Source organism: Microbacterium sp. BDGP8 (genome assembly GCF_029991045.1).
GTDB lineage: Bacteria > Actinomycetota > Actinomycetes > Actinomycetales > Microbacteriaceae > Microbacterium > Microbacterium plantarum.
Map to the genome: position 1 here is coordinate 2474295 of NZ_CP120712.1, position 24601 is coordinate 2498895.

A 24601-nucleotide genomic window follows, 5' to 3' on the forward strand; every position below is an offset into this window, starting at 1 on the left:
GCTACCGTGAGGCCATGCGCGCGATCATCCCCCCATACCTCCTCGCCCGCGTCGCCTCCGCTCGCGAGCCCCACCTCGCGCGGGCCGCGGTCGCCGCGCGGACCACCCTCGCCGCGCGTCCGTCCGATCTGGCCGGACGTTCGCAGCTGCGTCTCTCCGTCGAGCCGGGCGGCACTCTCGTCGCCGAGCGCATCGCCGCAGCCGACCGGGCCGTATCCGACGCGCAGGGCCGCGAAGAGCTTCCGGGCGTCCTCGTCCGCCGCGAAGACGACCCGCCCACCGGCGATCGCGCGGTCGACGAGGCCTTCGACGGGCTCGGCGCGACGTTCTCGTTCTTCCGCGACGCCTACGGCCGCGATTCGCTCGACGGGCGAGGCGGTGTGCTCGCGGCCACCGTCCACTACGGCGAGGCGTACGACAACGCGTTCTGGAACGGCGAGCGCATGGTCTTCGGCGACGGCGACGGCGAGGTGTTCACCGGGTTCACCGGGTCGCTGACCGTCATCGCCCACGAGCTGGCCCACGGCATCACCGAGTTCTCGGGAGGCCTGACGTACGCGGGTCAGTCCGGCGCTCTCAACGAGTCGCTGTCCGATGTGTTCGGCGCGCTCACCGAGCAGCACCGACTCGGCCAGAGCGCCGAGCAGGCGTCGTGGCTCATCGGCGCGGGCATATTCACGGATGCCGTCCAGGGGCGCGCCCTCCGGTCGCTGGCCGAACCCGGGTCGGCCTACGACGACGATGTTCTCGGACGCGACCCGCAGCCCGGGCACATGCGCGACTACGTCGTGACGACCAGCGACAACGGCGGGGTTCACATCAACTCGGGCATTCCCAACAGAGCGTTCCACCTCGTCGCAGCGCGGCTGGGCGGCTACGCCTGGGAACGCGCGGGACTCATCTGGTATCGCACACTCACCTCGGGAGCGCTCTCCCCCGATTCCGACTTCGCTGCCTTCGCCGCCGCCACCATCGCCCAGGCCGTCGACGAGTACGGTGAGGAGACGGAGGAGGTCGCCGCCGTGCGTGCCGGATGGCAGGGCGTCGGCGTGCTGGAGGATGCCTGACACCCGTGACGACGGTTCCGCGGCGCAGCTGCGGATCGTCGTGGAGCGCACCGGCGGTTTCGCCGGCCTGACCCGGGCGTGGCGCGTCGAGCCGACGCCGGCTGACCGCGACGGGTGGCGCGAGCTGATAGGGCGGTGCCCCTGGCAGGAGATCGACGCGTCGGCACCGGCAGGCAAGACCGGATCGGGCGGGGCCGACCGCTTCCTTTGGCGGATCGCCGTCACCGACAGCGAGACGACGCGTCAGGCCGAGTTGAACGACGACCTCGACGAACCGTGGCGATCGCTCGTCGAGGCGGTGCGAACCGGTCACCCGGCCGAACCCGACCCGAATGCCGACGACGCGGGGTGAGGCCTCAGCCGGACTTCTGAGTGAAAAGCCCGCGCAGCCCCTTCTTCGGCTGCTCCAGCGACTTCTGCAGGTAGATCGTGCCCAGCCACCGGCCGAACTTGTGGCCCACGCGCCCCATCCGGCCGACCTCGACGAACCCGAAACGCTCGTGCAGGGCGATCGACGCCTCGGCGCCCTTGTCGCTCACGACCGCGACGATCTCGCGCAGTCCCAGCTGCTGGCATGCGTCGATGAGTGCCTCGAGCAGCGCACGCCCGAGGCCCTTCCCGGTGGCCGCCTGACCGAGGTAGATGGACGTTTCGGCGGTGTAGCGGAATCCGGTCTTGCCGTTCCACGGCGACGCGAGTGCGTATCCCAGGATCTGCCCCGTCGGCGACACCGCGACGAGGAACGGCAGCTTGAGCTTCGTCAGATAGTCGTACTTCTCGCGCCACTGCGCGAGCGACCACTTCTTCTCGTCGAAGGTCACGACGGAGTTGGTCACGTAGTAGTTGTAGATCTCGCGGATGTCGGGGAGGTCATCCGGGCGCGCCGGCCGGATCTCGTACGAGAAGGGCCGTTCGGCTTCGGCCGGACGGCGCAGGTGCCGCGGCAGGCGTCGGCGGTCGCGGTTGGAGTCCTCCTCGAGCATGCAGCAACTCTACGGCGCAGACGTTTCGCGCCGATGACGACGGCGGTTCAGGCCTCCGGAATGCGCCAGTCGATAGGCTCGCCACCCCGCGCGACGAGCAGTTCGTTCACGCGCGAGAAGGGGCGCGACCCGAAGAAGCCACGGTTCGCCGAGAGCGGTGAGGGATGCGGCGACGCCACGATCGCCGCGTCGCCGAGCAGCGGCCGCAGGGTCGCGGCATCCTTCCCCCAGAGAACCGCCACGAGGGGGCGCTCCCGCGCTACCAGCGCGCGGATGGCGTGCTCCGTCACGCGTTCCCAGCCCCACCCCCGGTGGGATGCCGGTGCCCCGGGGGCGACCGTCAGCACTCGGTTCAGCAGCAGCACGCCCTGATCACTCCAGGCGGAGAGGTCGCCGTGCGGCGCGGGGGCGATGCCGAGGTCCGATTCGAGCTCCCGATAGATGTTCCCGAGGCTCCGGGGCAATGGCCGCACGTGGGCGTCGACCGCGAAGGAGAGTCCGATCGGATGCCCCGGGGTCGGGTAGGGATCCTGACCGACGATCAGGACGCGGACGTCGGCCATCGGCCGTTGGAAGGCGCGCAGCACGCGGTCGCCCGCCGGCAGGTACCCGCGACCGGCGGCGGTCTCGGCGCGCAGCCGGTCACCCAGCGACGCGATGTCACCGGCGACGGGTTGCAGCGCCTCGGCCCACTCGGGGGCCATCAGACCGGCGGCGGCGAGCTCGGGCAGGGAATGGGGCGTCACCCTCTCAGGGTAGGCCGGTCGTGCCGGTATGCTCGCCCCGTGTCGACGACGCTGCGCACCTCCGCTCTGGGCGTCACCGCGGGTCTGATCGGGTGGTTCATCCTGGTCGAGATCGTCAGCGGCATCCTGCAGGGCTATTACGTTCCGCTCTTCAGTGACATCGTCGCCGAGCTCGGGATCCACGACTCGGACGTGAACTGGTTCGAGGCCGCGCAACTGCTGCTGTCGGCGCTCGTCGTACCGGTGCTGGCCAAGCTCGGCGACATGTACGGGCACAAGCGGATCCTGCTGGTCGCAGCTGTCCTGACCGCCGCGGCGACCTGGTGGCTCGCGTTTGCGGCATCCTTCTGGACCTTCCTCATCGCCTGGGCGCTGCAGGGCTTCTACGTCGTCTGGCTCCCCCTCGAGATCGCGCTCATCTTCGAACGGGGCAGGCGGCAGAGCCGGGGCGTCTCGCTCACCCGGCGCGCGGCGGGGCTCCTGGTCGTCGGGCTTCAGGCCGGCGCGATCATGGGCGCATTGGCCGCGGGCCGGATCTACGCCGCCACAGCCGGCGACATGACGTTGACGCTGATCGTGCCGGCGGTGGCGGTGACCCTCGTCGCGATCGTCATCTGGCTCTGGGTGCCCGAGTCGAAGCCGGAGCCGGGCCGGCGGCAGCTGGACTCACGTGGCTTCGTGCTCCTCGCGGTCTCGTTGCTGTTCGTCACCAGCGCCCTAACGTTCCTCCGCTTGAACGGCCCCGCGGCCTTCTGGGTGTGGGCGCTGCTCCTCGCGGGAATCGTAGGTTTCGTCGTCTTCGGACGGTTCGAACTGCGCCAGCCCGACCCCGCGGTCGATATTCGGATGCTCGCCCGCCCGGAGATGTGGCCGGTGCAGGCCACCGCGTTCCTCGTCGGCATCAGTCTGCTCGGAGCCCAGGGCCCGTTGTCGACCTATGCGGGCACGGACCCTGCGCTCGGTTACGGTCTCGGGCTCGACGCCACCGACCGGTCGAACATCATCGGGGTCTACCTCGTGTCGCTCATCGTGGGCGCCGTACTGTTCGCGGTCACGTCTCGCCGAGCGAGTCCCCGGGTCGTCCTCATCGGCGCAGCGCTGCTCGTCGGCATCGGGTACGCGCTCTTCCTGCCGTTCCACCGGGAGCTCTGGCAGGTTCTGCTCAACCTCTGCATCGCGGGCCTGGGCTGTGGCGCGCTCGTCGGCGCGATGCCGGCTGCGGCGGCAGCGGCCGCCCCGCGCGGGCAGACCGGTGTGGCGTCGGCCATGACCAACACGACCAAGACCGTCGGCGGAACGTTCTCGTCGGCGATCTTCGGTGTGGTGCTGGCTGCCGGCGCGGGTGTCGTCGCGAGCGAGACCGCCGCCTCCCTCGGCGGTTACCTCACGGTGTGGGCCATCTGCGCCGCCGGCGGCTTCGTCGCAGCGGTCCTGCTGTTCGTCGTGCCGCGCGTGGCGTTCGCCGACGCTGAGGATGCCGCTCCGCAGCCCGCGGGCGGCACGGACGGGACCATCGCCCAGCCCCGCGGCTGAGGAGGCTGATCGCCCGGCGGTCAGGCTCCGGTCGACCGCGGACGCAGCGGACCGCGCGCCAGCAGGTGCTGCGCGGACTGCGCGACGGGACGCATCGTCACGAGGTCGAGGTTGACGTGCCCCGGCGCGTTCAGGGCGTACGCGACGACATCCGCCACGTCTTCGGCGACGAGAGGCTGCTCGACGCCCTCGTACAGGCGGTCCGCCGCTTCCTGGTCGCCGCCGAGACGGTTCAGCGTGAACTCCTCGGTGCGCACCATGCCGGGCGCGATCTCGACCACACGGATCGGCTCGCCGTTCAGCTCCAGCCGCAGCGCGTGGACGAGCATCGACTCCCCCGCCTTCGCCGCGTTGTAGCCGGCGCCTCCCGGGTAGGCCGTCTGAGCGGCGGTCGAGGTGACGTAGACGGTGTCGGCATGGCCGGAGCCCGCCGCGACGGCGCGTCGCAGCAGCGGGAGGAGAGCCGCGGTCAGCCGCTGCGCCGACAGGACGTTCGCCTCGAACATCCACTGCCAGTCCTCGGCCGCGCCGTCTTCGACGCGGTCGGTGCCGCGGGCACCGCCGGCGACGTGGACGAGGGCGTGGACATCGCCGGAGGCGGCGAGGTGCTCGGTGAGGGCGGCGACATCCCCCTCGCGGGTCAGATCCGCGGCGAATGAGGCGGAGCCGACCTCGGCGTCGAGCGCCTCGAGGCGCTCCGCCCGCCGGGCGACGCCGACGACCTCCCACCCCGACGCCCGCAGCGCGCGGACGACCGCCTCGCCGATTCCCGAACTCGCACCGGTGACCACTGCACGTCGCGTCATGCTCCCACCGTAGCCGTCAGGTTACGCAGCGTGTCCCGCGCATTGTCGGGCACACCCGGTTTCCGTACGCTCGACCCAGGCCGGCGACCGTCGCCGCTTCCCGACCCGATGGAGCCACGCATGTCCGCATCCGAGAACTGGCGCTTCGAGACGAAGCAGATCCACACCGGAGCCGCACCGGACCCGGTCACCAAGGCACGGGCGACGCCGATCTACCAGACGACCTCGTACGTGTTCGACAACTCCGACCACGCCGCGAACCTGTTCTCGCTCGCGGAGTTCGGCAACATCTACACGCGCATCCAGAACCCCACGCAGGATGTCGTCGAGCAGCGCCTCGCCGCACTCGAGGGTGGCACCGGGGCCCTCCTCGTCGCGTCGGGTCAGGCCGCCGAGACGTTCGCGATCCTCAACATCGCCGAAGCCGGAGACCACTTCGTCGCCTCGAGCTCGATCTACGGCGGCACCTACAACCTGTTCAAGTACACGCTCGCCAAGCTCGGCATCGAGGTCACGTTCGTCGAGAACCAGGACGATCTCGGGGAGTGGCGCCGCGCAGTGCGGCCCAACACCAAGCTCTTCTTCGCCGAGACGATCGGCAACCCGCAGATCAACGTCCTCGACATCCGCGGTGTCTCCGACGTCGCCCACGAGGCCGGCGTGCCGCTCATCGTCGACAACACGATCGCCACGCCCTACCTCATCCGTCCCTTCGAGCACGGCGCCGACATCGTCGTGCACTCCGCCACGAAGTTCCTCGGCGGCCACGGCACGGTCATCGGCGGCGTCATCGTCGACGGCGGCAGCTTCCCCTGGACGGAGCACTCCGAGCGCTTCCCGGGGCTCACGACGCCCGACCCCTCGTACCACGGCGCCGTCTACACGCAGGCTGTCGGCGACGGCCTCGCCTACGTCATCAAGGCCCGCGTCCAGCTGCTGCGCGACCTCGGCGCGGCGATCTCACCCCAGAGCGCGTGGCTGCTCATCCAGGGCATCGAGACGCTCTCCCTGCGCATCGAGCGCCACGTGCAGAACGCACAGGAGATCGCCGAGTGGCTCGAGAACCATGAGGACATCGCCTCGGTCAACTACTCGGGCCTGCCGACCTCGCCCTGGTACGCCGCGGCCAACCGCTACGCGCCGAAGGGCGTCGGGGCGGTGCTGTCGTTCGAGCTGAAGGGCGGCGTCGCCGCCGGCCGCGCGTTCGTGGACTCGCTGCAGCTGTTCAGCCACCTCGCGAACATCGGTGACGTGCGGTCGCTCGTCATCCACCCCGCGTCGACGACGCACTCGCAGCTGACCCCGGAGCAGCAGCTCACGACGGGCGTCACCCCCGGCCTCGTCCGCCTGTCGGTGGGGCTGGAGAACATCGACGACCTCAAGGCCGACCTCGAGCAGGCCCTCGCGGCCGCGCGCAACGTCGCCGAGGCGGCGCGCGCCTGATCGTTCCTCCTCAGAACGACCGGATGCCCCGGACCACCGTGAGCGGTGGGGCCGGGGCCATCCGTCGTTCGCGGCGCCGTCAGTCGGCGTCGGTGGCCGTCGTGATCTGCTCGCCCTGAACCTGCTCGCGATCGTTCTTCGCCTTGTCCCCGCGCGTCTTGGCGAGGCTCGCGACGGTGGCGACCGCGACGGTAGCGGCGATGAACAGCAGCGAGAACCAGATCGGGATCTCGGGAACCCACAACAGCGGCTCGCCGCCGTTGATGAAGGGCAGCTCGTTGACGTGGAGCGCGTGGAACACGAGCTTCACGCCGATGAAGGCGAGGATGACCGCCAGGCCCTGCGCGAGGTAGACCAGACGCTCCAGCAGACCGCCGATGAGGAAGAACAGCTGCCGCAGGCCCATCAGGGCGAAGGCGTTCGCCGTGAAGACGATGTAGGCCTCGTTGGTCAGACCGTAGATCGCCGGGATCGAGTCGACCGCGAAGACGAGGTCGATGAAGCCGATCGCGATGATGACGAGGAGCATCGGCGTGACGAAGCGCTTGCCGTCCTTCTGCACCGTCAGCTTGTCGCTGTTGTACTCGTCGGTCACGGGAAGGTGGCGGCGGACGAACGTCATGAACTTGCCGTTGGCCGGGTCGGAGTCACCGTGCGAGAAGGCCTGACGGTAGGCGAGGAAGAGCAGCAGCGCACCGAAGATGTAGAAAATCCATGAGAAGTTGTCGATGAGCGCCGCGCCGATGGCGATGAACGCGCCGCGCATGATGAGCGCGATCACGATGCCGATCATCAGCACCTTCTGCTGGTACTTCTTCGGCACCGCGAAGCCGGTCATGATGATCAGGAAGACGAAGAGGTTGTCGATCGACAGGGCCTTCTCGGTCAAGTAACCGGCGAAGTACTCGCCCGCGAACACCCAGCCCCAGCCCGGCACGAAGCCGATGACCACGCCGAAGATGAGCGCGAGGCCGATGTAGAACGCCGACCAGCGCGCCGATTCGGCGATCGTCGGCTCGTGCGGAGTGCGCACGTGCGCGAAGAACTCGTACACGAAGAAGGCGATGGTCACCGCGATGGTGATGATCCACACGAGCGGAGTGATGTCCACGAAGGCTCCAAGGGGTCGACAGTAGCGAACGGCCAGGTCTCCTTCATCCCCGGAGGGACCGGCGTCCCGGAATCCGACGTCGGATCCGTAATGACGAGAGCGCCGCAGGCGGAAGTACTCCCCTTGCTTCGCGGTATCTTACGCGACGATCGTGACGCTCAGCGCATCTACCCTGAAGCGATGGACGCCGACACCTCCCGCCGCTACCATGCGTTCGCCGACTGGGCCCGGGGCAGCTCGCCGCTCTACGCCGAATGGGCCGAGGGCATCGCCGGCGACGACGATCTCACCGAGCGGATCGCGCTCCTGGGCGAGCGGCGCGGCCAGCCGAATCTCGTCTTCGCCGCGGCGCGATGGGCCGGCTGCGGACTCGGGCCGTTCGCCGCTTGGCGCGAGCGGCTGATCTCGGAGTGGGACCGGGTCGCCGCCATCACCGCGGAGCGCCGCACGCAGACCAACGAGGTCGGACGCTGCGCCACCCTCCTACCTCCCCTTTCGCGCATCGACGGCCCGATCGCCCTGCTCGAGACCGGCACCGCCGCCGGCCTCTGCCTCTATCCCGATCGGTACGCGTACGAGTACTCGTCTCCCGGCTGCGAGCACCCCCGGACCATCGTGCCCGCGGGACCCGATGCCGCTCCGCGCCCGCTATTGCGCTGCCGCATCGACAACCCCGGCGCCGTGCCCGAGTCCCTTCCCGACATCGTCTGGCGCGCCGGCATCGACCTCGCCCCGATCGACGTGCGCGACGCCGATGCGATCGCCTGGCTCGAGACGCTCATCTGGCCCGGCCCCGTCCATGACGAGCGCATCGGGCGACTCCGCGCTGCCGTCGAGGTGGCGCGGGCCGACCCACCGCACATCGTCGCCGGCGACATCCTCGAACTCCTTCCCGAGGTCGCAGCCGAGAGCCCGCCCGAGGCGACGCTCGTGGTCTTCCACAGCGCGGTGCTCCTCTACCTCGATGCCGACGAACGTCGCCGCTTCGCCGACCTCGTGAGCACCCTCGGGAAACGGGTGAACCGCCGCGTCGTCTGGATCTCGAACGAGACGGTAGGCACCCTGCCGGAGATCGACCGACGGATGCCGCACGGCGTCGACCGTACCGGCAGCTTCGTCCAGACGATCGACGGGATGCCCGTCGCACTCGCGGGCCAGCACGGCGCGACCTACGAGGTGTCTCCGTTCCGGTCGTGACGTAACACGCGAGCAGCGTGCGCCACGACCCGGGAGAATGGCGACATGGACTGGCAGACCTCCGAGGACACGGTGCCGAGCGCGCCGATCACGGAGGCCGATGCGCGCCTGCTGCGCGGACGCCCGCCCGCCACGGGCGCCTGGCGCGACGGCGACCCCGTCGGCCACCGGAGCTTCGGCGCGTTCGGTCCGCTCATCACCGAGAGCGGCGAGCAGCTGCCGAGCTTCCGCCTCGCCTACGAGACGTGGGGCGAGCTCTCACCCGAACGCGACAACGCGGTGCTCGTGCTGCACGCCCTCACCGGCGACAGCCACCTGCGCGGCGAGGCAGGCCCGGGGCACCCGACGGCCGGCTGGTGGGAGGACATCGTCGGTCCCGGCCTGGCGATCGACACCGACCGCTGGTTCGTGGTCGCCCCGAACATGCTGGGCGGCTGCCAGGGGTCGACGGGCCCCTCGTCGATCTCGTCCGACGGCTACGAATGGGCGGCTCGGTTCCCGTACCTCACGATCCGCGATCAGGTCGCCGCGCAGGTCCGGCTGGCCGACGCCCTCGGGATCGAGGTGTGGGCCGCGGTCGTGGGCGGATCGATGGGCGGCATGCACGCGCTCGAGTGGGGTATCGGACACCCAGACCGCCTGGAGCGACTCGCGATCCTCGCCGCCCCGCCCGTGAACACCGCCGACCAAATCGCGCTGAACTCGGTCCAGCTCGAAGCCATCCGCATCGACCCCAGGTTCCAGGACGGCGAGTACTACGACGCGGCAGACGGCGACGGGCCGCACCGCGGTCTCGCGCTCGCGCGCCGCATGGCTCTGCTCAACTACCGCAGCCCGACCGAGCTGAACCTGCGCTTCCAGCGCACGTGGCAGTCAGGCAAGAGCCCGCTCGGTCTCGGCGGACGCTTCGCGGTGGAGAGCTATCTCGACTTCCACGGCAACAAGTTCACGCGACGCTTCGACGCGAACAGCTACATCACGCTCGTCGAGGCGATGAACTCGCACGACGTCGGCCGTGACCGCGGCGGGATCGACGACGCCCTGGCACGCGTCACCGCGCGCACCCTCGTGCTGGGCATCGACTCCGACCGGCTGTTCCCCGTCGAGGGCCAGCACCGCATCGCCCGCGGCATCCGATCGACGATCGACGAGGCGGCGGTGGTGATCTCGAGCGATTTCGGGCACGACGCCTTCCTGATCGAGACGCCGATCGTCGGCGCTCACCTGCGACGGCTGCTGGAAAGCTGACGTCTCAGCGTGTCGGCGCAGGCGCGTCGGATCGGTCGATCAGCGAAGGCGAGCGCCGCCGCGCACGAGCCTCGACGGCGAAGCTCGCGCACGCGACCCCGAACCCGGCGAGGGCGAGGACGACCCCCACCCAGACCGGCGCGACGAACCCGAGCCCGGCGGCGATGACGACCCCGCCGAGTGCCGCACCCAACGCGTTGCCCATGTTGAGCGCCGAGTGGTTCAGCGCCGCCGCGATCGACTGGTTGTCGCCCGCGACATCCATCAGCCTCGTCTGGATGGTCGGGCTCAACGCCGACGAGAAGAACCCGACCAGGAAGACGAACAGGCCGACCGCCACGATCCAGCCGGCCGTCAGTGCGAGCAGCGCTTGAACCGCCGCAAGAGCGAGCAGGCCGCCCAGAAGGCTGCGCCGCAGATCGTTGTCGGCGAGCCTGCCTCCGACGAGGTTCCCGACGGTCATGCCGAGACCCGCGACGACGAGCACGATCGGCACCGCCCACTGCGGCGAGCCGGCCGCCTCGGTGACGAGGGTCGCGACGTAGCTGTAGACCGCGAAGAAGCCGCCGAAGCCGATCGCCCCGATGCCGAGCGCGAACCACACCTGGCCGATGCCGAAGACCCGCAGTTCGGCGCGCAGGGTGCGCGACGGCTCCCCTGCGTGATGCGGGACGGTCAGTGCGATCGCCACGGTGGCCAGCGCGAAGATCGCCGCGACGACGAGGAACGCGGCCCGCCAACCGAACTGCTGCCCGAGGAAGGTGCCGAGCGGAACACCCACGACGTTGGCGATCGTGAGGCCGGTCAGCACGAACGCGACGCCCTGCGCACGCTTGCCCGGACCCAGGACGTCGGCGGCGACGAGAGCGCCGATGCCGAAGTAGGCACCGTGTGGCAGGGCCGCGAGGAACCGGGATGCCGCGACGAGCTCGAACGTCGGCAGCACGAGCGTCAGCGCGTTGCCGAGGGTGAGGGCGAGCGCGAGGAAGACCATGACCCGGTGCCGCGGATACTTCGCCACGACTCCTGCGATGGTCGGCGCCCCCACGACGACGCCGGCGGCGTAGAGCGTGATGAGCCACCCCGCCTGGGCGATCGCGGCTTCCGGATCGCTCGCGTAGACGGAGGGCAGCAGCTCGCCGGCGATCTCCGGCAGAAGGCCCATGACGACGAACTCCGTCATCCCGATGCCGAAGCTGCCGATCGCGAGCGAGAGCAGGGCCCGGCGGGCGGTCGGGCGAGGAATGGCGGGCGTCGTCACTCCGGGAGCGTAGCGCCGCGCTCCCCCTCGTGTCGAATCGATTCGAGCGCGCCCTCGAGGCGCTCGATCTTGCCGTCGAGCTCGCCGCTGTAGCCCGGCCGGATGTCGGCCTTGAGCACGAGCGATACGCGCGACCCGAACGGCATGACCGCCTCGGTCGCGTGCTTGACGACGGCCATCACCTCGTCCCACTCCCCCTCGACCTCGGTGAACATCGACGTGGTGCGGTGCGGCAGGCCGGATGCCCGCACGACGGCCACGGCTGCGGCGACGGCATCGTGCACCGAGCCGTCGGGATTGCTGCCGGTGCCGCTGGGAGCGACGGAGAAGGCGATGAGCATGATGGACCTCCGGATCAGACGGGGATGGATGACGGCGTCGGGACCGGCACCCGGACCAGGCGCACCACCATCCAGACGCCGAGGACGACGAGCAGGGCGTTGCGCACGGTGAGGATGCCGACGCCGAGGGGATGCGCCGCGAGGACCTCGCCGTAGAACACCGGGTACACGAGCTGGGTGAGCGCGCTGAGCACGAGGACGAGGATCGCCGGTCGCACCCAGGCGCGGCGCGCGACGACCAGTCCGAGCACGACGGGCGGGACGAGCCAGCACAGGTACTGCGGCGAACCGACCTTGTTGAGCACGATGAAGACGGTGACGATCGCGAGCGCCGCGACGGGCAGAAGGTCGCGCACCGCAGCGCCACGGCGCACCTTGAGGGCGGCGACGACCGCCACGGCCCCCACCCCGATCATGAGGATCGGAGTCATCGACGCGATGACCGGATCGATCTCGGTGCCGGTCACCTGGAACGTCAGGATCTCGGTCGAGTAGTAGACGAAGAACCCCGGGATGCCGAGCATCTGCCCCCACAGGTAGAACATGCTCACGGGCGCCTCGACCTGAAGACCGCGCCCCGTCTGATCTCCGATGAACCCGAGCGCATGGTCGAGGCCACCGGCGGCGACGACGGCCGCGAGCGTCGCGACCGAGACGACGAGCCCGGCACCGACGAGCGCCCACCGCCGCCGGAGCGCGATGACCGCGGCGGCGATGATCGCCGCGGGCCAGACCTTGATCCATGTCGCCACGGCGAGCAGGATGCCGGCCAGCCAGGGCCGTCCGCGAAGCCACAGGCCACCCATGACGGCGAGCGCGACGGTGACGGCGTCGAGCCGGTAGAGGCCGACCGGGCCGAGGAGCAGGATCGCCGCGAGCCAGAACCACGCCGCCGTCACGCGTCCGCGCGACCGCGCGCGGCCCACGAGGACCGCGAAGGCGACGGCGTCCAGAGCCGTGACGAAGATGGCCCAGCCCACCGTGTATCCGGCGATCCACGCGAACCCGTGGGCGAGGACGAGCGGGACGAGGGCGAGCTGCGGGTACACCCAGTCGTCGTCGATCCCGACGATGCCCTCACCGGCGAGCGCTCGCTGCGACCAGGGTTCGTAGACGAGGTAGACATCCCCCATCGGCTGATTCGGGAGCACGAATCCGAGCACCGAGACCACGACGTGGACGAGCGCGAACGCGACCCACAGCGTTCCCCGTCTCGACACCGTCACATCCTACGGTGAGGCCATTGGGGCCCACCGGTGGTGTCAGCGGGCGGCCGGGTCGCCGCCGGCGAGCAGCACGTGGATCACGGCGGGTACGGCCTCGGCGACGTCCAGCGCCGTGATCGGGCCGGGACCGGCACCGCGACCGGCATGTCCGTGGATGTACGCCGCCGCGACGGCCAGCGGTGCCAGGGCCGCGGCATCCAGATCGTGCTGCGCGCCCCGGGCCGCCACGACAGCACCCAGGATGCCGCCGAGCACGTCACCGGTGCCCGCGGTGGCGAGCCACCCGGTGCCGGCCCGGACGACGGCGGTCCATCCGTCGGGGGCCGCGACGACGGTCTCGGCGCCCTTGAGCAGCACGGTGATCCCGGCCGCGGCCGCGGTCTCGCGGGCGGCCTCGATGCGGTCGGTCAGTGACGTCGGTGTCACGTCGTCGAGGCCGAGCAGCCCGCGCAGGCGCGCGTGCTCGCTCTGGTGCGGCGTGACGACGAGCGGGGCGGTCGCGCCGGGGACCAGGTCGAGGGCCCCGGCGTCGACGACGACGGGGAGGTCGCCCTGCAGCAGCTCTCCCAGCCGTGCGGTCTCGGCGGCGGGCCGGGTCGCGGCATCCGTCCCCGATCCGATCAGCCACGCCTGCACGCGGCCGGGCGCCGTGACCGTCTCGGGCCGGCGCTGGAGCACGAGGTCGGCGGGACGCTCGGGGCCGAGGTAGCGGACCATCCCGATGCCCGTCCGCCAGGCGGCCTCGACACCGAGCACGGCGGCACCGGGATACTCCTGCGATCCGGTTCGCACACCGAGCACCCCGCGGGAATACTTGTGGTCGTCGGCAGTTGGCTTGCGCAGGAGCGCGACCGTGTCGCGCGCATCCCATTCGTGGATCTCGACCATGGCGCCACCCTATCGGCGCCCCGAAGGAGCCCGGCGTGAGCCAGTTGTTCAGCCCCCTGACCATCCGAACCGTCGAGGTGCGCAACCGCCTCTGGGTCGCCCCCATGTGCCAGTACTCGGCGCAGGACGGCATGCCGAACGACTGGCATCACGTCCACCTCGCGCAGTTCGCCTCGGGCGACGCCGGACTCGTCATGGCCGAGGCGACCGCGGTCGTGCCCGAGGGTCGCATCACCCCCGAAGACACCGGCATCTGGAACGACGAGCAGCGCGACGCCTGGCGCCCGATCGTGACGGCGATCCACGACCGCGGCGCCGTGGCCGCGATCCAGCTCGCGCACGCGGGCCGCAAGGCGTCGACGTATTCGCCGTTCGCCGCCGAGCGCGGGACCGTGCCGGAGGCGGAGGGCGGCTGGCAGGCACTCGCCCCCTCGGCCGTCGCCTTCGACGGCTACGCCCGGCCCGACGAGCTCGAGCGCGCTGAGATCGACGCCCTCGTGACCGCGTTCGCCGATGGGGCACGCCGTTCACGCGAAGCCGGCTTCGACGTGCTCGAGATCCACGCGGCCCACGGCTATCTGCTGCACGAGTTCCTGTCGCCGTTGTCGAACCAGCGCACCGATGAGTACGGCGGGTCGCTCGAGAACCGCGCCCGGCTCCTGCTGCTCATCGTCGAGGCGGTTCGCGCCGCCGCTCCCGACGCCCCGCTGTTCGTGCGCTTCTCGGCGACCGACTGGGCCGAGGGCGGCTGGGATGTCGCCGAGACGGCGACGGTCTCGGCCTGGGCGCACGAGCGCGGCGCCGACCTCATCGACGTCTCGAGCGGCGGCCTCGTCGCACACCAGCGAATCACCACGGGACCGGGTTACCAGGTGCCCTTCGCGAGCCAGATCCGCGCGACCACCGGGCTGCCCGTCAGCGCGGTCGGCGAGATCACGACCGGCACGCAGGCCGAGGAGATCCTCGCCGCCGGAGACGCCGACGCGATCATGGCCGGCCGCGAGTGGCTGCGCGACCCCCACTTCGGGCTCCGTGCGGCCGACGAGCTGGGCGAGGACGCCTCGGTCTGGCCGCCCCAGTACGTCCGCGCGCGGCGCCGCTGAGCGAGCGTCGTCACCCGGCCAGGCTCAGGCCCAGCGAGGTGCGCGGCGCGTGGCGTCGTGCACCTCGCCGATGAGCTCCTCGATGATGTCCTCGAGGAAGAGCACCGCGGTGGTCCGCCCCTCAGCATCCCGAACCTGAGCGAGGTGACGGCTCGATCGGCGCATCAGAGCAAGCGCGTCCTCGAGGTCGGTCGTCTCGGCGACCGGCACCATGAGATGGATGCGCTTGGACTTGATCGGCCGCGATGCCGCGCCGTCGGCATCCTCCGCCTCTCGCAGCACGTCCTTCAGGTGCACGTACCCGACCGGCTGCTCGGTGTCATCGACGATGACGTAGCGCGAGAAGCCGTGCCGCGCGACGGCGCGCTCGACGTCTTCGGGCGTCGCGGTCTCGGGCAGGGTCACCAACTCGCCGAACGGCACGGCGACATCCGCCGCCTTCTTGTCGGTGAACTCCACGACGGCCGCGACCGTTCCGGACGCATCGTCGAGCACGCCCTCGATACGGGACGTCGCAACGATGGTCGCGACCTCGTCGAGCGTGTAGGTCGAGGTCGCCTCGTCCTTCGGTTCGACCCGGAACAGACGCACCGCGTGGTTGGCGATCCAGTTCAGGGCCACGATGATCGGGTAGAAGAGCCGCGAGACCCACCGCAGCGGCGTCGCCAGCAGCAGCACGGCTCGGTCGGGCAGCGAGAAGGCCAGGTTCTTCGGAACCATCTCGCCGAACACGACGTGCAGGTACGACACGACGATGAGCGCCACGGCGAAGGCGACGACATCGACCACCGCCTCGCCCCACCCGGTGAGCCCGAGCGGCACGGCCAGCAGGTGGTGGATCGCCGGTTCGGAGACGTTCAGGATCACCAGCGAGCAGATCGTGATGCCCAGCTGGCACGTCGCGAGCATGAGGGTCGCGTGCTCCATCGCCCACAGCGCGGTCTTCGCCGAGCGCGACCCCTTGTCGGCGAGGGGCTCGATCTGCGATCGGCGCGCGGAGATGACGGCGAACTCGCTCGCGACGAAGAACGCGTTGAAGGCCAGCAGCACGACGAGCCAGGCCAGTCCCGCCCAGTCGTTCATCGACGATCACCGTCCTCGCGGCGCGGCGCCGGTCGCATCGGCTCGACCGCGGACGCGGTCGGTGCCTCCTCGGGCACCGGGGTGGGCTCGAAACGCACGCGGTCGACCCGCCTGCCGTCCATCCGCTGCACGGTGAGCGTGCCGTCCTCGATCTCGACGGTGTCGCCGACGACCGGGATGCGCTCCAGCACACTCATCACGAACCCTCCGACGGTGTCGTAGACGTCGCCCTCGGGAACCCGGATGCCGGTGCGGTCGAGCACCTCGTCGGGACGCAGCTCGGCGGGGAAGACGATGCCGCCGGCGACCCTCAGCACCCCGGCGCGGTTGCGATCGTGCTCGTCGAGCACCTCGCCGACGATCTCCTCCACGAGATCCTCGAGCGTCACGACACCGGCCGTGCCGCCGTACTCGTCCACGACGATGGCCATCTGATACCCCCGGGCGCGCAGTTCGCTGAGCACGGCGTCGAGATGCACGGCCTCGGGCACCCGCAGCGGATCCTCCGCGATGGCGGCGGCGGGAACGTCTGCGCGGCGCTCGCGCGGGACGCTGACCGCCTGCTTGACGTGGACGATTCCGGTGATGTCGTCCATCGAGTCACCGAAGACCGGGAACCGGCTGTGGCCCGTGCGCCGCGCGAGCTGGATGACGTCCTCGACGCTGTCGCCCGCAGCGACCGCGTGCAGGCTCGGGCGCGGCGTCATGACGTCGGCCGTGGTCAGCCGAGCGAAGGTGAGCGAACGGTCCAGCAGCGATGCGGTGTCCTTCTCGAGCACGCCCGCGCTCGCGGACCGGCGCACGAGGCTCGACAGCTCCTCCGCCGAACGGGCCCCCGACAGCTCCTCCTTGGGCTCGACGCCCATCGAGCGGAGCACTCCGTTCGCGCTGCCGTTGAGCACCGTGACGGCCGGCCGGAACACGGTCGTGAAGAGGGTCTGGAACGGGATGACGAGCTTCGCCGTCTGACGAGGGATCGCCAGAGCGAAGTTCTTCGGGACGAGCTCGCCGAGGATCATCGAGAAGATCGTCGCGATCGACACGCCCACGACGGCGGCGACGGGCCGCGACACGGTCTCGGCCCAGCCCCACGCCTCGAAGACCGGCGACAGCAGGTTCGAGATCGCCGGCTCCATCGTGTAACCGGTGAGCAGCGTCGTCAGCGTGATGCCGAGCTGCGCGCTCGACAGATGCGTCGAGGTGATCCGCAGCGCCGCGATCGTCATCGAGAGGCGCGATTCGCCCGCCGCCTGGCGGGCCTCGAGGTCCGCGCGATCGAGGTTGACGAGCGCAAACTCACTCGCGACGAACAGACCGGTGCCGACGGTCAGCAGGAGCCCCACGCCCAGCATGATGAAATCCATCAGGCGTCACCCCCGATCGGTCGGGGTCGGCGGGGCGAGGGTCGGCAACTAGGAGGGTCGTCCATCGTGCGCCCGATCTTACGCCTGTCCGAGGCGCGCGCCGGGCGCAGCCGCGACAATCGACTCATGACAGATTCGACGAGCGCGCCGGGGAGAACGGAAGACCGCACCACGGCCATCGGCGAGAGCCGTGGCATCCGGGTTCGTCCGTTCGTGCCGGCCGATGTAGAGCCCTACCGGAGGTGGCTCCAGCCCCATCAGGACTGGCATCGCTGGGACGGCCCCTACTTCCCGAAGCTCGACGTCGCGGGGGTGGATGCCGCGTGCGCACGACTCGCATCCAGCATCGCCGACGGCTCGTACGGCGCACACGCCCCGCTGACGCGGGCGGTCATCGTCACGGCGGACGATCCGGCGACGATGCTCGGCACGGTCTCGTGGCACTGGGAGTCGGAGGTCTCGGACTGGCGGCGGATGGGCCTGACGGTCCACGACCCGACCCAGCGCGGCCGCGGGGTCGGCACCGAGGCCCTGCGCCTCTGGACCGAGTACCTCTTCCGCACGACCTCCGTCGTCCGGCTCGACTTCGCGACCTGGTCGGGGAACGAGCGGATGCTCGCTGTCGGCCACCGTCTCGGTTTCGTCGAGGAGGCGCGCTTCCGCGATGCGCGCGAGGTACGCGGCCGACGGTACGACTCGGTCGTCATGGGTGTACTGCGCGACGAATGGGAGTCGTCTGGCCAGAGGCCGGCGCAGGCGGCGAGCTCTACCAGCTGACGGGAAGCGCCTTGCCCTCTTCGTAGCCGGCGGCCGACTGGAGACCGACCGTCGCGCGCTCGTGGAACTCTGCCACCGTCGCGGCTCCTGCGTAGGTGAAGGACGAGCGCACACCCGAGGTGATCATGTCGAGCAGATCCTCGACGCCCGGGCGCAGCGGGTCGAGGTAGATCCGCGACGACGAGATGCCCTCGGCGAACAGCTCCTTGCGGGCTCGCTCGTAGGCGTCGAGGCGCCCGAACCGGCCGACGACGGCCTTCGTCGAAGCCATGCCCCACGACTCCTTGAACGCACGCCCCTCGTCGTCGAGCTGGACCTCGCCGGGCGACTCGATCGTGCCGGCGAACCAGGAGCCGATCATGACGGATGCCGCGCCCGCGGCGAGCGCCAGCGCCACATCCCGGGGATAGCGGACTCCCCCATCGGCCCAGACGTGCGCCCCGCGCTCCGCCGCCGCCTGCGCGGTCTCGAGCACGGCGGAGAACTGCGGCCGTCCGACGGCCGTCATCATGCGGGTCGTGCACATCGCCCCGGGGCCGACGCCGACCTTGAGGATCGTGGCACCCGCCTCGACGAGGTCTGCGACGCCGTCGGCCGTGACGATGTTCCCCGCGACGATCGGCAGACCGAGGTCGAGCGCCGCGACCTCGCGCAGTGCGCGCAGCATCCCCTCCTGGTGCCCGTGGGCGGTGTCGACGACGAGCACATCGACGCCCGCGGCCGCGAGCGCCCGCGCCTTGGCTGCCGCGTCGCCGTTGATCCCGATCGCTGCCGCGACGATGAGACGCCCGTCGCCGTCGACGGCGGGGCGGTAGATCGCGGTGCGCAGCGCACTGCGACGCGACAGCGTGCCGACGAGCGCACCCTGATGGAGCATTGCGACGACCGGTACATCGGCCGCGTCGATGAGGTCGAAGGCGGCGCGAGGACCGGAGACGTCATCGGCGTCGATCGCGGTCGCACGGTCGCGTACCAGGTCGCCCAGGCGGGCGTCCGGCAGTGCGGTGGCCAGGCGGGCCGCGGGAACGATCCCGGTGATGTCGTCGATACGCAGCGTCGGCGCCGACGGGTCCGCGACCACGATGCCGTGCCCATCCAGCGCGGGAAGGATGCGGGATACCTCGGCGACCGTGGCGTCCGGTGAGAGCACGATGGGGGTGTCCCATGCGACCGGCTGGTCCTTGACCCACCGGATGGCGGCGTCGAGGTCCTGCAGCGGCATGTCCTGCGGCAGCACGCCGAGTCCGCCGCGGCGGGCGAGCGTGGCGGCCAGACGCGGGCCGGTGACGGAGTTCATGTTCGCCGAGACGATCGGCAGCGTGGCCGCCGTGCCGTCGCCGGGGGCGAGGTCGACATCGAGCCGACTCGTGATCGCCGATCGGCGGGGCACGAGGAAGACGTCGGAGTACGTCAGGTCGACCGTGGGCTCAGCACCGGAGAAACGCATGCTCCATACGCTACGCCGCGGACCCGACAGACAGCCGGGCGTGCGGCGAGAGGGCCGGGCGGGCTCCATCACGATGCGATACCACGGGTGTCGCCGCGGCATCCGGTCGGTTGATCTGGGCTACCCTAGGAGACTGTGCGCGGCGGCGGACGACCGCCGTGAGAACCGATCTTCACCGATGAAAGCAGGCGATCTGCCGTGTCCAGCCAGGCGACCGGAATCGGAACCTCGAACGACGGCGAGTTCGGGGCGAACGAATGGCTCGTCGCGGAACTGTACGAACAGTTCCGCGAAGACAAGAACTCGGTGGACAAGGAGTGGTGGCCGACGCTCGAGGCCTACGCCGCTCACGTGAACGGCGGCGCTTCCCAGCCCGCCGGGTCCGCCCCGGCGCAGCCCGCCGGCACCGCTCCCGCGCAACCCGCCCCCGCACAGCCCGCGGCGGCGGCGCACCCCGTGACGGCCCCGGTGCCGACGGTCGGCTCGCAGCCGGTCGCGCGCACGACGGCTCGGCCCGCCGCCGCGCAGCCGGTGCCCGCGCAGGCCCCGACGACCCCCGCCGCCGAGGTCGAGCAGCGCGAGGATGTCGTCACCCCGCTGCGCGGCATGCCGAAGACCCTCGCGGCGAACATGGACGACTCGCTCACGGTGCCGACCGCGACGAGTGTGCGCACCATCCCCGCCAAGCTGATGATCGACAACCGCATCGTCATCAACAACCACATGTCGCGCACGCGCGGCGGCAAGATCAGCTTCACCCACCTCATCGGCTGGGCGCTCATCCAGGCGCTCAAGGCCTTCCCGAGCCAGAACGTCTCGTACGCAGAGGTCGACGGCAAGCCGTCGGTGATCGCGCACGCGCACGTCGGCCTCGGCATCGCGATCGACCTCCCCAAGCCCGACGGCACGCGCGCGCTCATGGTGCCGAGCATCAAGCGCGCCGAGTCGCTCAGCTTCGGCGAGTACCTGGCCGCCTACGAAGACCTGGTCAGCCGTGCTCGCAAGAACAAGCTCACCGCTGCCGACTTCCAGGGCACGACGATCTCGCTGACCAACCCCGGCGGCATCGGCACGGTGCACTCGGTTCCGCGGCTCATGCGCGGCCAGGGCAGCATCATCGGCGCCGGCGCGCTCGACTACCCGGCCGAGTTCCAGGGCTCGAGCGAGAAGACGCTCGTCAACCTCGGCATCGGCAAGACCATCACTCTCACCAGCACCTACGACCACCGCGTCATCCAGGGTGCCGGCTCGGGCGAGTTCCTCAAGACCGTTCACGAACTGCTGATCGGCAAGAACGGCTTCTACGACGAGATCTTCGCCGCCCTGCGCATCCCCTATGCGCCCATCCAGTGGTCGACCGACATCAACGTCGACCTCGCCGAGCGCGTCGACAAGACGGCCCGCGTGCAGGAGCTCATCAACTCCTACCGGGTGCGCGGCCACCTCATGGCCGACATCGACCCGCTCGAGTACCGCCAGCGCACGCACCCCGACCTCGAGATCGAGCAGCACGGTCTGACCTTCTGGGACCTCGACCGCGAGTTCGTCACCGGCGGGTTCGGCAGCAAGCGCGTCATGAAGCTCCGCGAGATCCTCGGCGTTCTGCGCGACTCGTACTGCCGCACGATCGGCATCGAGTACATGCACATCCAGGATCCCGAGCAGCGCAAGTGGTTCCAGGACAACGTCGAGGTCAAGTACCAGAAGCCCGGTCACGACGAGCAGCTGCGCATCCTCGGCAAGCTCAACCAGGCCGAGGCGTTCGAGACCTTCCTGCAGACCAAGTACGTCGGCCAGAAGCGCTTCAGCCTCGAGGGCGGCGAGTCGCTGATCCCGCTGCTCGACGAGGTCCTCCAGGGCGCGGCGCGCACGGGCCTCGAGGGCGCCGCGATCGGCATGGCCCACCGCGGCCGTCTCAACGTCCTGACGAACATCGCCGGCAAGACCTACGGCCAGGTCTTCCGCGAGTTCGAGGGCTCCGTCGCGATCGGTTCGAAGAGCGGCTCGGGCGACGTGAAGTACCACCTCGGCACCGAGGGCACCTTCGTCGGTGATGAGGGCGACGAACTGCCGGTGTACCTCGCCGCGAACCCGTCGCACCTCGAGACCGTCGACGGCGTTCTCGAGGGCATCGTGCGCGCCAAGCAGGACCGCGGCCCGATCGGCTCGTTCTCGTGGCTGCCGATCCTCGTCCACGGCGACGCCGCGTTCGCCGGTCAGGGCGTCGTCGTCGAGACGCTGCAGATGTCGCAGCTGCGCGGGTATCGGACCGGCGGCACGGTCCACGTCGTGGTCAACAACCAGGTCGGCTTCACGACGCTCCCCCTCGACGCCCGCAGCTCGGTCTACGCGACGGACGTGGCCAAGACGATCCAGGCGCCGATCTTCCACGTCAACGGCGACGACCCCGAGGCCGTCGTCCACGTCGCGCAGCTCGCGTTCCGCTACCGCCAGGAGTTCAAGCGCGACGTCGTGATCGACCTCGTCTGCTACCGCCGTCGCGGTCACAACGAGGGCGACGACCCGTCGATGACCCAGCCCCTCATGACGAACCTCATCGAGGCCAAGCGCTCGGTCCGCCGGCTCTACACCGAGTCGCTGGTCGGACGCGGCGACATCACCGAGGAAGAGTACGAGCAGGCCAAGCGCGACTTCCAGGACCGCCTCGAGGTCGCGTTCGCCGAGACGCACGCCGCCGAGACCGGCGCGTCCGGCCCGGTGGGCCTGTCGGGACCGATCGATCAGGCCGTCGGCGCCCCGGAGACGACGGGTGTCGGTGAAGACGTCATCCATCAGATCGGCGACGCGTTCGTCAACGCCCCCGAGAACTTCACGGTGCACGGCAAGCTCAAGCAGCTGCTCGACAAGCGCCACGATATGAGCCGCAACGGCAACATCGACTGGGCGATGGGCGAGCTCTTCGCGTTCGGCTCGCTGCTCATGGAGGGCACGAACGTCCGCCTCGCCGGTCAGGATGCGCGTCGCGGAACGTTCGTGCAGCGTCACGCCGTCCTCCACGACCGCTCGAACGGCCAGGAGTGGCTGCCGCTCGCGAACCTGTCCGAGAACCAGGGCCGCTTCTACGTCTACGACTCGCTGCTGAGCGAGTACGCGGCCATGGCGTTCGAGTACGGCTATTCGGTAGAGCGCGCGGACTCGCTCGTGCTCTGGGAGGCCCAGTTCGGCGACTTCGCCAACGGCGCGCAGTCGGTCATCGACGAGTTCATCTCGTCGGCCGAGCAGAAGTGGGCCCAGCAGTCGGGCGTCGTCCTGCTGCTCCCCCACGGCTACGAGGGCCAGGGGCCGGATCACTCGTCGGCTCGCATCGAGCGCTACCTGCAGATGTGCGCTCAGGACAACATGACGGTCGCTCGGCCCTCCACCCCCGCGTCGTACTTCCACCTGCTGCGCCGCCAGGCCTACGCACGTCCGCGCCGCCCCCTCGTCGTGTTCACGCCGAAGGCGATGCTGCGCCTGCGCGGTGCGACGAGCCCGGTCGAGGACTTCCAGCGCGGCAAGTTCGAGCCCGTGATCGACGACAGCGCGATCACCGACAAGAGCGCGGTCAAGCGTGTGCTGCTGCACTCGGGCAAGATCCACTGGGACCTGAAGTCCGAGCTCGACAAGAAGCCGAACCCGGCCATCGCGCTCGTGCGTCTCGAGCAGTTCTATCCGGCACCGATCGACGAGCTGAAGGCGGTCCTCGCGGGCTACGCGAACGCCGAGGTCGTGTGGGTCCAGGACGAGCCCGAGAACCAGGGCGCTTGGCCGTTCATCGCCCTCGAAGCCGCCGCCAAGCTCGATGGCCGCTCGGTGCGCGGCATCACCCGGCCTGCGGCGGCGTCGACGGCGACCGGTTCGCCGAAGGTGCACGCCGTGGAGCAGGCGAAGCTCATCGAGCAGGCGCTCACGCTTTGAGGCAGCGGTAGCGAAAGGGGCGGACGTGCGAACGTCCGCCCCTTTCTGCTCTCACGGCCGAGCTCAGGCCGTCATCGGGCTCGGGCGCGGAGCGCGCTCACGCGTGAGCGGCCTCCTGGACCTCCCGCAGACGCGCCAGAACCTGGTCGCGCAGCTCCTCGGGTGCCGATTCCCGGCACGCTCGGGCGACAACCTCGGTGAGCGTGCGCGACACCAGGGCCTCGTCGCGACAAGCCGGGCATGACTCGAGGTGCTCCCGGATGTCGGCGTGCTCGGTCTTGCAGACCTCGTTGCGCAGGTACTCTTCCAGATCGCGTCGCGCCTTCTCGCAGCCGCAGTCACTCATTTCTTGCTCCTCGTGGGGGGCATCTCGATGCCCCGCTCCTTCGCATAGTCGGCCAGCAGGTCACGCAACAGGCGTCTGCCACGGTGCAGACGGCTCATGACCGTGCCGATCGGGGTTTTCATGATGTCGGCGATTTCCTGGTAGGCGAAGCCCTCGACGTCCGCGAGGTACACCGCCAACCGGAAATCCTCGGGGATCGACTGCAGCGCGTCCTTGACCGCGGACGCCGGCATGTGGTCGATCGCTTCAGCCTCGGCGGAGCGGCTCCGGGATGCGGTGGTGGATTCCGCTCCTCCCAGCTGCCAGTCCTCGAGGTCGTCAATGGTGCCCTGGTAGGGCTCCCGCTGCTTCTTGCGGTAGGTGTTGATGTAGGTGTTGGTCAGGATCCGGTACAGCCACGCCTTGAGGTTGGTCCCCTGCGTGAAGGACGACCACGAGGCGAACGCCTTGACGAACGTCTCCTGCACGAGGTCCGCTGCGTCAGCGGGATTGCGGGTCATCCGCATGGCGGCGGCGTAAAGCTGGTCCATGAACGGGAGCGCCTGCTCCTCGAACTGGGCGCTCGGATCGGTGACCGCTTGCTCTTCCATCAGCGGCCAGTCTACGTGGGCGTCCCACGGCGCGACCGCAGGATCGGCGAGTGCGATCATGGGCTCCTCTCACTCGGTGGGACCAACGACCTCGACAGCACGAGGGCGTTCGATACTGTGAAA

22 protein-coding genes are annotated in these 24601 nt (G+C 70.1%); 9 read left to right on the forward strand and 13 right to left on the reverse strand.

All coding sequences use genetic code 11. The features are described from left to right. Positions 1–14 precede the first annotated feature (14 nt). Both P6897_RS12050 and P6897_RS12055 read left to right on the forward strand, forming a co-directional pair. Positions 15–1067 carry a M4 family metallopeptidase gene (locus tag P6897_RS12050; protein ID WP_114588492.1) on the forward strand — a complete coding sequence of 351 codons (1053 nt, stop codon included), beginning with the start codon at positions 15–17 and terminating at the stop codon, positions 1065–1067. Further along, complete coding sequence (locus P6897_RS12055) at positions 1060–1419, forward strand: protealysin inhibitor emfourin (protein WP_274178836.1); 360 nt, start codon at positions 1060–1062, stop codon at positions 1417–1419. Before P6897_RS12050 ends, P6897_RS12055 begins: the two co-directional genes overlap by 8 nt. 4 nt (positions 1420–1423) lie before the next feature. Here the strand turns inward: P6897_RS12055 and P6897_RS12060 are convergent, their stop codons facing one another. Continuing rightward, complete coding sequence (locus P6897_RS12060; RefSeq protein ID WP_274178837.1) at positions 1424–2050, reverse strand: GNAT family N-acetyltransferase; 627 nt, start codon at positions 2048–2050, stop codon at positions 1424–1426. 47 nt (positions 2051–2097) lie between these two features. After that, entirely contained in the window at positions 2098–2754 is a 657-nt protein-coding gene (locus tag P6897_RS12065) for a uracil-DNA glycosylase (protein ID WP_274179035.1), read from the reverse strand. Between the two features lie 81 nt (positions 2755–2835). On the opposite strand from P6897_RS12065, the gene P6897_RS12070 reads away from it, so the two are divergent. After that, positions 2836–4329: an MFS transporter gene (locus P6897_RS12070; RefSeq protein ID WP_274178838.1), complete on the forward strand. Its 1494-nt coding sequence runs from the start codon at positions 2836–2838 to the stop codon at positions 4327–4329. A gap of 20 nt (positions 4330–4349) precedes the next feature. Here P6897_RS12070 and P6897_RS12075 read toward each other — a convergent pair whose 3' ends face one another. Further along, complete coding sequence (locus P6897_RS12075) at positions 4350–5135, reverse strand: SDR family oxidoreductase (protein WP_274178839.1); 786 nt, start codon at positions 5133–5135, stop codon at positions 4350–4352. 120 nt (positions 5136–5255) lie between these two features. On the opposite strand from P6897_RS12075, the gene P6897_RS12080 reads away from it, so the two are divergent. After that, positions 5256–6578 carry a bifunctional o-acetylhomoserine/o-acetylserine sulfhydrylase gene (locus tag P6897_RS12080; RefSeq protein WP_274178840.1) on the forward strand — a complete coding sequence of 441 codons (1323 nt, stop codon included), beginning with the start codon at positions 5256–5258 and terminating at the stop codon, positions 6576–6578. Between the two features lie 79 nt (positions 6579–6657). Here P6897_RS12080 and P6897_RS12085 read toward each other — a convergent pair whose 3' ends face one another. Beyond that, a complete protein-coding gene (locus tag P6897_RS12085; RefSeq protein ID WP_112617318.1) occupies positions 6658–7689 on the reverse strand; it encodes a TerC family protein in 1032 nt (343 codons plus the stop codon). A gap of 180 nt (positions 7690–7869) precedes the next feature. On the opposite strand from P6897_RS12085, the gene P6897_RS12090 reads away from it, so the two are divergent. Both P6897_RS12090 and P6897_RS12095 read left to right on the forward strand, forming a co-directional pair. Beyond that, positions 7870–8886 (forward strand): DUF2332 domain-containing protein, encoded by a 1017-nt coding sequence (locus tag P6897_RS12090; protein WP_282501332.1) that lies wholly within the window; start codon positions 7870–7872, stop codon positions 8884–8886. A 45-nt stretch (positions 8887–8931) separates the two neighbouring features. Continuing rightward, positions 8932–10134 carry a homoserine O-acetyltransferase gene (locus P6897_RS12095; protein ID WP_269267789.1) on the forward strand — a complete coding sequence of 401 codons (1203 nt, stop codon included), beginning with the start codon at positions 8932–8934 and terminating at the stop codon, positions 10132–10134. A gap of 4 nt (positions 10135–10138) precedes the next feature. Here the strand turns inward: P6897_RS12095 and P6897_RS12100 are convergent, their stop codons facing one another. From P6897_RS12100 to P6897_RS12115, 4 genes are all read right to left on the reverse strand, one after another. Then, positions 10139–11317: an MFS transporter gene (locus tag P6897_RS12100; RefSeq protein WP_282502593.1), complete on the reverse strand. Its 1179-nt coding sequence runs from the start codon at positions 11315–11317 to the stop codon at positions 10139–10141. A gap of 74 nt (positions 11318–11391) precedes the next feature. After that, the gene (locus P6897_RS12105; RefSeq protein ID WP_112617321.1) at positions 11392–11736 is read right to left on the reverse strand and encodes a thiamine-binding protein; all 345 of its coding nucleotides are present in this window, start codon (positions 11734–11736) and stop codon (positions 11392–11394) included. Between the two features lie 14 nt (positions 11737–11750). Beyond that, positions 11751–12956, reverse strand: a complete 1206-nt coding sequence (locus P6897_RS12110; protein ID WP_282501333.1) for a glycosyltransferase family 87 protein — start codon at positions 12954–12956, stop codon at positions 11751–11753. Positions 12957–12998: 42 nt separating this feature from the next. Next, complete coding sequence (locus P6897_RS12115) at positions 12999–13850, reverse strand: ADP/ATP-dependent (S)-NAD(P)H-hydrate dehydratase (protein WP_282501334.1); 852 nt, start codon at positions 13848–13850, stop codon at positions 12999–13001. Positions 13851–13885: 35 nt separating this feature from the next. On the opposite strand from P6897_RS12115, the gene P6897_RS12120 reads away from it, so the two are divergent. After that, on the forward strand, positions 13886–14953 hold the full coding sequence (locus P6897_RS12120; protein ID WP_282501335.1) for an NADH:flavin oxidoreductase/NADH oxidase: 1068 nt from the start codon (positions 13886–13888) through the stop codon (positions 14951–14953). Between the two features lie 24 nt (positions 14954–14977). Here P6897_RS12120 and P6897_RS12125 read toward each other — a convergent pair whose 3' ends face one another. After that, positions 14978–16036 (reverse strand): hemolysin family protein, encoded by a 1059-nt coding sequence (locus tag P6897_RS12125; protein ID WP_114588501.1) that lies wholly within the window; start codon positions 16034–16036, stop codon positions 14978–14980. After that, on the reverse strand, positions 16033–17400 hold the full coding sequence (locus P6897_RS12130; protein WP_274178846.1) for a hemolysin family protein: 1368 nt from the start codon (positions 17398–17400) through the stop codon (positions 16033–16035). The genes P6897_RS12125 and P6897_RS12130 overlap by 4 nt, the downstream gene beginning before the upstream one ends. Before the next feature lie 126 nt (positions 17401–17526). Here P6897_RS12130 and P6897_RS12135 point away from each other — a divergent pair, with 126 nt between their 5' ends. Further along, positions 17527–18177 carry a GNAT family protein gene (locus P6897_RS12135; RefSeq protein ID WP_282501336.1) on the forward strand — a complete coding sequence of 217 codons (651 nt, stop codon included), beginning with the start codon at positions 17527–17529 and terminating at the stop codon, positions 18175–18177. On the opposite strand, the gene P6897_RS12140 is transcribed toward P6897_RS12135, so the two are convergent. Then, complete coding sequence (locus P6897_RS12140) at positions 18167–19624, reverse strand: GuaB1 family IMP dehydrogenase-related protein (protein ID WP_282501337.1); 1458 nt, start codon at positions 19622–19624, stop codon at positions 18167–18169. The two genes, P6897_RS12135 and P6897_RS12140, sit on opposite strands and share 11 nt — an antisense overlap. A 198-nt stretch (positions 19625–19822) precedes the next feature. Here P6897_RS12140 and P6897_RS12145 point away from each other — a divergent pair, with 198 nt between their 5' ends. Continuing rightward, positions 19823–23542 (forward strand): multifunctional oxoglutarate decarboxylase/oxoglutarate dehydrogenase thiamine pyrophosphate-binding subunit/dihydrolipoyllysine-residue succinyltransferase subunit, encoded by a 3720-nt coding sequence (locus P6897_RS12145; RefSeq protein WP_282501339.1) that lies wholly within the window; start codon positions 19823–19825, stop codon positions 23540–23542. Between the two features lie 97 nt (positions 23543–23639). Here the strand turns inward: P6897_RS12145 and P6897_RS12150 are convergent, their stop codons facing one another. Both P6897_RS12150 and P6897_RS12155 read right to left on the reverse strand, forming a co-directional pair. Then, positions 23640–23888 carry a zf-HC2 domain-containing protein gene (locus tag P6897_RS12150; protein WP_282501340.1) on the reverse strand — a complete coding sequence of 83 codons (249 nt, stop codon included), beginning with the start codon at positions 23886–23888 and terminating at the stop codon, positions 23640–23642. Next, a complete protein-coding gene (locus tag P6897_RS12155) occupies positions 23885–24478 on the reverse strand; it encodes a sigma-70 family RNA polymerase sigma factor (RefSeq protein ID WP_112617584.1) in 594 nt (197 codons plus the stop codon). Before P6897_RS12155 ends, P6897_RS12150 begins: the two co-directional genes overlap by 4 nt. Positions 24479–24601: the final 123 nt, after the last annotated feature.